This is a genomic window from Candidatus Acetatifactor stercoripullorum, assembly GCF_944382095.1.
In the GTDB taxonomy this organism is placed as follows: Bacteria; Bacillota; Clostridia; order Lachnospirales; family Lachnospiraceae; genus Acetatifactor; species Acetatifactor stercoripullorum.
Genome location: NZ_CALWMU010000071.1, coordinates 1 through 7,678, shown reverse-complemented (window position 1 = coordinate 7,678; position 7,678 = coordinate 1). Strand labels below are relative to the sequence as shown.

The window sequence follows — 7,678 nt, the reverse complement described above, 5'->3', positions numbered from 1 at the left end:
AATGTTTTCTATTTGCAATAAATATATCTCTGCTAATTCATGGTTCTCTTAACAACGGATAATTTGGTATTATCCTTCATTCCCCTCCCCCTTGCGTCCCTTCCCAAAAAAGGTTATGATATCTCAGAAGCCAATCTCGCTTAAAGCGTCAAAAGGAGTGTAAGAATGAACCTGCCTGTCAGCCTGAAGAAAGAAAACATAAAAAAATATAAAGCAGCCATCCCCTGTCTATATGCTTTTCTGCAAATTGCAGTGTTGTTTTTCTTAAGAAAATTCCTGCTGCTTACGGTTTACCAGACAGTGGCCGCCTATGCCGCCGTCTGTATGGCGGGGATCATCCTTTTGTTTTTGTCAGAGCGATTTCCGGGCGGCAGGAAGCTGTCCTGGAGGATGGTAAGCGACAGCTATCTGATGTTCTGGAGCGGAATTCATGGAGTAATTGTGCTGGGTTTTTTGACCTGTGGGACATACTACCTGACGCTTACACAGGTGACCATTGTGCAGATTGTAAATCTGTTCCTTGGAGCGGCGTTGTACTGGTTTTTCTATCTGGTTACCGGCAGACCGGTAACCGCTGTGGGAATCGGGAATCTGATGATCGGGCTGCTTGGAACGGCAAATTATTATCTGATGAGATTCCGGGGAGCGCCTCTTTCGCTGGGAGACTTTAAATCTGCAAAAACAGCGGTAAACGTGGTGGGCAATTACGATTTCACGCCGGATGGGATGCTGGTGTTTGGACTGATAGATCTGCTTTTGTGGTATCTTGTGTGGAAATTTGCATTTGCGAAAAGCAAGAGCAGACGTTTTCATCCGGTGTCTGTGGCCGTTACAGCTGTTGTTGTCTGCGGGTGCATTGCTCTTCCTGTTATGAGGTTTGACAGGATATATGCGCAGACGAATCAGTTTTCCCAGGATACCTATCTTGCCACATTGCTGTCGGAAATTATGGGGAGCACTCAGAGCCTGCCGGAGGATTATTCTCTGGATGAGGTACGCCGGATCATAGAGGCATATGAGGAAGACCAGAAAGTACAGGGAAATGAGGAGGAAGACGATATTTTAGGGACGGATGAAAACTCCTCAGTTATGGAATTTCCCAATATTGTGGTGATCATGAACGAGGCATTCAGTGATCTGCGCGTGCTGGGAGATTTTGAGACTACGGAGCCGGTGCTGGAATATTGGGATTCTATTCAGGAGAATGTAATCCGTGGCTTTGCCAATGTGTCCGTCCTTGGAGGAAACACGGCAAACTCGGAATATGAGTTTCTCACCTCCGATTCCATGGGAGCATACAGTGCCGCAGTGCCCTATAACTCTTATTTTTCCAGTGGGGATGCTTATCCGGGCCTGGTTTCCAACCTGAAGGAGCTGGGCTATGAGACGGTGGCCTTTCACCCTTATTTGTCCAGCGGCTGGAACCGCACTCAGGTATACCGGGCCATGGGGTTTGATCAAATCCTGTTTTTGGAGGATGTAGAGGAGGAACTGGACACATTGCGCATTTATGTCAGTGACCGAGGTGATTACTCCTATCTGCAGACCTATTTTGATCAAAAGGAAGAAGGAGCCCCTCTGTTTTTCTTTAATGTGACTATGCAGAATCATGGGGGGTATACCTATAGTGGAGATAACTTTGAAACTACCGTGCAGCTTGCCGGTGAAATGCAGGGGGAATATCCTCAGGCGGAGCAGTATCTAAGCCTTATGCGGGAAAGCGACAAAGCCCTTGAGGAGCTGCTTGCTTATTTTGAGCAGTATCGGGAGCCGGTGGTTGTGGTGGTATTCGGGGATCATCAGCCCAATCTTGAGGAAGGCTTTTATCAGGCGGTAACGGGACAGGCTTCGGCTCAGTGGGATTTAGGAGAGGTAAGTCTCAATTATCTTGCCGGCATTCTGCTCGGGCAGCTGGGGCTGCCCATGAGCGAATATCAGCAGTACGTGATGGAGCTGTATGAAAGCCTGCCGGTGATAAGCAGTCTGGGAATCAAGACTGCAGACGGCGCACTGTATGCCAAGGGAAGTGAAGAGTACGAGAATCTGATAAGAGATTACCGTCTGTTGATTTACCATCACACGGCGGATGGGGAAAATCGGCTGGAGGATTTTTTTGAAATAGCAGGGGACTAAGCTTCCTCCACCTCCATAAAGTTTCTGGGGTGCCTGTGAAATAAAATGTCTTTTTGCTTTATATTGGATACATAGGTATAGATTTCGGTGGTGCTGATGGAGCTGTGCCCCAGCATCCGCTGGATATAACGGATGTCTACATCCTGCTCTAAAAGAAGTGTTGCGAAGGAATGACGGAACATATGAGGGGTGATATGCTGCTCTATTCCTGCAAGTCTTGCGTAATGCCGGATCATAAATCTCACCGACTGATCGGACAGCTGTTTTTTGCGCCTGTTTACAAAAAAGCATCCGGCAGAAGAAATTTCCGGGGCGAAGGCGTTCTGATAGGAGGCCAGGGCAGAGAGCACTGCCGGATTCCCGATCTGCAGGATTCTTTCTTTGGCGCCTTTGCCGTAAATACGGACGGTTTTTTCCTTCAGGTCGATATGCTGGGGCTTTAGAGAGCAAAGCTCGCAGATGCGCATTCCCGTGGCGAAAAGCAGCTCAAGCACCGCTACATCCCGGATGCGGCAGCGTTTCTGATACTGGGTGTGAGCGGTTTTCCTTTGACGGTAGGCCTCCGACAAAAGAGCCTGCACGGAATGAAAAGGGATGGTCTTTGGCAGAAGCCTTGCCTCCCGAAAACGGATGTCCAGCTTGTCAAAGGGATTTTCGGAAAGAATTTCCCGATAGGAGAGGTAGCGGAAGAAAGCTTTTAAGCTGGCCACCTTTCTCTTTGCGGTTTTGGGCTGGTATTTTCTGTGGAGCATGGTGATGTAGGCGTCTACCGGCTCCCGTTCATAAAAAGTAAGAGCGTTGTCCATACTGCGCTCGTATTGGGTCAGATCGATACGGTATGCTTTCAGCGTCTTGGGATCAAGATGCTTTCTGTACTGGCAGTAATCCAGGTATTCTTCCAGGTAAAGGTTCAAAGCTTTCATCATTTGTATCCTCCGTGTTTTTGTCCTATTATGAGGGGAAAGGGGGAAATTGTCCATTCTTCCCGCAAAAGCTCCTCCGCCCTTTACATTGCCCTTTCCCTGTCTTATAATAGAGACACTACAAAAACGGCGTGATAAAGGGGAGGTTTCAGTGGAAAATTTTATACCTGCCATAAGAACAGACCGATTGAGGGAAATGAAGGGGTATGACGAGCGGAATTATTCTTTTATCGACAGAGCTTCCTATCGGATTATAGAGAAAATCCAGACGCTGCAGGAGGGCTGTGAGGCTTTCTTCGGGGTGGAAGCCACACAGAATGACGTATATTTTTATTTGATAGACAATCAGGCCAATACCTATTTGTCTATCTATGAAATTTATCAGCTTCTTTTGGAGATTTCCCGCAGAGAAGGGATGCAGTTCGTGGTTAACGCCTTAAAAAAGCAGCTGCGTCTGAAAATCAGAAGGTCCCCCGATCCGAAAAAGAAGGAGGAGTGGCTTCATCAGCAGGAATTTGAGTATCGGGGAATCCGGTATCACATCAGGGAAACGGTAGACCCGGGCCGCTGTGGAGAAATTGAAATTCCTGATATGGATTTCAAAATATCCTACAGGAAGCTCTTTGTGCTGATCAATCTGATTCAGGAAAAGAGCAACGCCCTGTTTTTAAGGGGCGGACAGAATAAAAAATATGCCGACGGCATTCTGCGGCTGTTTGTGGTTTTGCTCTCAAAGCATGAAGAGATTCCTCTTTTGACCGGACTGGGCTGGAGGTACGATGCAGGCTCGGATCAGTTTTTGTTTCAGCCGCCCGGGGCGGAGAACGAACGAAATAAGCGGAAATATTATTTGACGAAGCAGGAGTTTGATACTATAATGAAGTAAAGAATCCTAGTATTCGTCGAGGACGAAGTATTTCTAAAGAGTTTATGGAGTGGAAAAAGTGCAAACTGAACGTCAGGCGCGCTTTTCCGCTCGCACGCCTATGCTCGCGGAGCTTGCCTGGCGTTCAGTTTACTCTTTTACCACTGTAGGATTCTTTTTTTTATGCTGTGCAAAAGAATGTCTTTTATTCTTTGCGCGCGGGAGAAAAGATTGATAATTAAAATTTTCAATCCGGAATTTGTGCTGCCGCACAAAGTTCCTTCTGGTTACAAAGCCGCTCACGCGGCAGAATGAGAGGAACCATGGAATATACCTTGCTGGATAAAATCACCATCACTCGTCCCATCCTTTTTTTATGCGGACCTTATTATGAAAAGAGCAACAAAAGCGACAGACGGGTGATTTTGCAGAACATGCTGTATGACACCTACAAAAACAAATACCTGCCCTTGGTTATAGATGATTTCCTCACGGAAAAAAATATACGGGATGACAACATCAGCATTCAGATTATGGAAGAAATCTGCGCTGCGGTGTCCTATAAAACGTATATTTTCCTGGATACCATGTCATCAGCCACAGAGCTTGGAATTTTTGCAAACAGCGCCTATGTGAACGAGATCAGTGTGTTTGTCCCTAAGGCCAGCGATATTTATAACCGCAAAAACGTGGGATACTTTGTGCATGATGTGGTGCTGAAAAAGCATGAGGACAGGGTGAAATGCCTGGAATACAGGCCGGGGCTGGAGAGAAAGGCTCTGGCCACGGATTATGTGGTGGAGCATTATAAATTTGTAAACGACAGCCTGCCTTCAAACCTTGCAAGGCACATCAAGGAGGATCCCATTTTCGGGCAGGAGGATTCTCATCCCATCAATCTGAGGGAGGACGATGTTGTCATACCCCAGACGCCCTATCAGATCTGCTGTCAGAGAAAGGGAAACAACCTTACGGTGAGCATTTCGCTGCGGCTTTTGTTTTATGTGACAGTGTCCATTATTTCTCATGAGTATAAAACCTTTCTCCAAAGCGGGGATGAGGATTTTTCCAAGTTTGATATTGACGATATTGTGGACAAGGTGAACCAGTGCATTAAAAATTTTATTTCCGGAAAGACTGGGAAGGATCTGTCCGCCTGTGTGATTGCAAAGCTGAACACGGTTCTGCAGGAGGAAGAAAGAACTCTGGTCTATCACATTGCAAAATTTGTCCATGTGTACTATCTGTATTCCCAATTTCACAGGTTCTATCTGGTGGAAAAGCCGCTGGGTAATGTTGTGGACAAGATTGCAGTGGGAAACCATCCCTATACTTTGTGCGGCCTTAAGGAAAAGGATATCACGCTTTTGGAAAAAATCCAGGCCGATCAGGAGAAGTATTTTGAACAGATAATCGTTAGAAAAAACAAAAAGAAACGTGAAATTATAAAATACAGGGAAGACAAAAACGGAGATCAGGCCAGAGAACTGCATAACCGGATGCTTCAGGGCATACTGGAGTATTACACGGCAAATCAGGCTTCCTACGCTTACCGACGGGGACGGGGAATCAAGCAGTGCGTGCAGCAGCATCTGGACGGCGTAGATTTTATGAAATACGACATCCGTAAATTTTTCAACAGCATTGGTCTGGAAAAGCTCGCCAAATGCTTTGGGGCGGCCCTCAAAATCGACGAAAGATTTTTTAAGGAGCTTTACAGGATGCTGGGCAGCTGCTTTTATCATGGGACGCTGCCGCTTGGGCTTGTGCTGTCTCCGATTTTATCGGATATTTATATGAATGAGTTTGACCGCAGGGCGGAAGGCTTTTTTTCCTCTCTGGGATTTACCTATACCCGGTACGCGGACGATATTCTGGTCTCCGCAAAAGAGGTTATGGAGGAAGAAGCCAAGGAGAAAGCGGAGGAATTTGTGGAGCGGGAGCTAAAAAGGCTTTCCCTGTCCATAAACAGGGAAAAGGTGCGAAAGGCCCGCTTGGAAAAGCAAGGGGATCAAATCCGCTATGTGGGGCTTTACATTGTCAGGGGAGAAAAGGAGAATTTTATCACCGTTGGCAAATCCTATGCTTATGAGACCGCCCGGGAATGCCTTGATTACTTTCACAAGGTACGCCGCCTGCTTGTGGAGGAGCTGCCCGCCGCAGAAAAGGAAAAATTAGAGAAAGACACCTTTTTTGAGAGACGGATTCTTTTGGGAAAGCTGGGCTTTATGGAGCAGATGGAAGGGCAGAGAGGCATTGACCGGGTGGAGGCCAGGCTGAAGGTCCACGGTTTAAGCATATTGGAGATTTAGGAAGCCCATTAAAATCAAAAGGAGAGTATTCATGAAGCAGACCAAATCACAAAAATGGATGAATATAGGCTTTTTTATGCTGCTGCTTCTCGGGGCCTCGGCGGTAACCCTGATTTTGTTTCACAGGCAGACCCTTGGAAGTCCGGAAAGCTATCATTCGGATATGAAGGCTTATATATTGGAAATGCAGGGACTCGACAGCGGCTACAGCTTTCCCTACCCTGTTTTTTTTAAGTTTGCCGCATTCCTGCACCTGTTTGTGGGGCCGGAATTTGCGGTGGCCCTGGCCACCATGCTGTCAAACAGCCTGGCTATGGTGATTGTGAAGCTGATTCTGGATCATCTGCTGCTTGCGGATCTCCAGGCGTTTTTTGCAAAACAGAAATGGCTGGCGGGAGCCTTGCTGAGCCTTCTTTCCATCTCTTTGTTTTTTATTTCCATGCTGTATCCGCCCCCGGGAATCTACCTTCCGGGCATCAAATACAATTATCTGGGGGTTTTTACTGCAAATCCTTTTCATAATGCAACCTATATGGCGGCCCGGCCCTTTGCCATTCTTTCCTTTTTCTGGTTTGCCAGGCTGCTGGAGCGCTATGAGAAGGGCTGGAAGGAGCAGAAAAAAGATTATGCGTTGTTTTCTTTCTTTCTCCTGGCGGCTACCATGACCAAGCCAAGCTTTACTATCGTGCTTGTGGGAGCTGCGGGATTGATTATGGTATGGCGTATGATAAAAAGCCGGTTCCGCAATTTTATTCCCACGCTGCAGCTGGGTCTGTGCTTTGTCCCTACCTTTCTGGATCTGCTGTATCAGTACAGGGGCGTCTTTGTGCCCGATGAAGGAGAGGAAGGGGGCCTGGGCTTTTGCTTTGGCAGCGTATGGAGGCTTTACTGTGATAATATTTCCCTTGCGGTCTGTCTGGCGGTGGGCTTTCCGCTGGTTGTGCTGTTATGTAATTTTAAGGAGCTGAAGGAAAATACATTGTACCGTTTTTCCTGGCAGATCTATGGGATGAGCTTTGTCATGGCGTTTTTCCTGTACGAAAAAGGCTTTCGGGAAGTAGATTTCAATTTTTCCTGGGGATATATGTATGGAATTTTCTTCAGCTTCCTGGCGGCTCTTCCGGTGCTGGTTCGTGCAACTATAGCAAAGAAGCGTCCTTTTCTTCTCGCGGTTCAGTGGGGGGCTTATTTGTGCCATGTGGTCTGCGGACTGTATTATTTTTGGGGAATATTCCAGGGGAAAATGTACTATTAGCCCGTGCTGCAGTCCGCTCAGCCCGCGCCCGTGCTGCAGCCCGCACAGCCCGCGCCCGCGCCGCAGCCCGCTCAGCCCGCGCCCATTCGCAAAGCCGCACCTGCGGTGCTTTCCCGCTGCTTCGCAGCTTGCTTTGCTCATAGTCGGGCGCTTAGCTCATAAGAGGATAATCTCTGTGCATTGTGTGCAA

5 protein-coding genes are annotated in these 7,678 nt (G+C 47.4%); 4 read left to right on the top strand and 1 reads right to left on the bottom strand.

Annotated features, from left to right (window positions below; genetic code table 11):
* The first annotated feature begins 165 nt into the window (after positions 1-165).
* Positions 166-2,133 (top strand): LTA synthase family protein, encoded by a 1,968-nt coding sequence (locus tag SHK35_RS13905; RefSeq protein WP_318710228.1) that lies wholly within the window; start codon positions 166-168, stop codon positions 2,131-2,133.
* On the opposite strand, the gene SHK35_RS13900 is transcribed toward SHK35_RS13905, so the two are convergent.
* Positions 2,130-3,059: a tyrosine-type recombinase/integrase gene (locus tag SHK35_RS13900; RefSeq protein WP_318710227.1), complete on the bottom strand. Its 930-nt coding sequence runs from the start codon at positions 3,057-3,059 to the stop codon at positions 2,130-2,132. The genes SHK35_RS13905 and SHK35_RS13900 overlap by 4 nt on opposite strands.
* Before the next feature lie 148 nt (positions 3,060-3,207).
* Between SHK35_RS13900 and SHK35_RS13895 the strand changes: the two genes are divergently transcribed.
* From SHK35_RS13895 to SHK35_RS13885, 3 genes are all read left to right on the top strand, one after another.
* Positions 3,208-3,942: a hypothetical protein gene (locus SHK35_RS13895; RefSeq protein WP_318710226.1), complete on the top strand. Its 735-nt coding sequence runs from the start codon at positions 3,208-3,210 to the stop codon at positions 3,940-3,942.
* A 1,478-nt stretch (positions 3,943-5,420) separates the two neighbouring features.
* The gene (locus SHK35_RS14320; protein WP_442867447.1) at positions 5,421-6,233 is read left to right on the top strand and encodes a reverse transcriptase domain-containing protein; all 813 of its coding nucleotides are present in this window, start codon (positions 5,421-5,423) and stop codon (positions 6,231-6,233) included.
* A 31-nt stretch (positions 6,234-6,264) separates the two neighbouring features.
* Positions 6,265-7,488: a hypothetical protein gene (locus tag SHK35_RS13885; protein ID WP_318710224.1), complete on the top strand. Its 1,224-nt coding sequence runs from the start codon at positions 6,265-6,267 to the stop codon at positions 7,486-7,488.
* The last annotated feature ends 190 nt before the right edge of the window (positions 7,489-7,678 follow it).

What these genes read in the sequence shown, in the direction of transcription:
- SHK35_RS13905 (WP_318710228.1), top strand. Translation starts at nt 166, where the DNA reads ATGAACCTGCCTGTCAGCCTGAAGAAAGAAAACATAAAAAAATATAAA.
- SHK35_RS13900 (WP_318710227.1), bottom strand. Translation starts at nt 3,059, where the DNA reads ATGATGAAAGCTTTGAACCTTTACCTGGAAGAATACCTGGATTACTGC.
- SHK35_RS14320 (WP_442867447.1), top strand. Translation starts at nt 5,421, where the DNA reads ATGCTTCAGGGCATACTGGAGTATTACACGGCAAATCAGGCTTCCTAC.
- SHK35_RS13885 (WP_318710224.1), top strand. Translation starts at nt 6,265, where the DNA reads ATGAAGCAGACCAAATCACAAAAATGGATGAATATAGGCTTTTTTATG.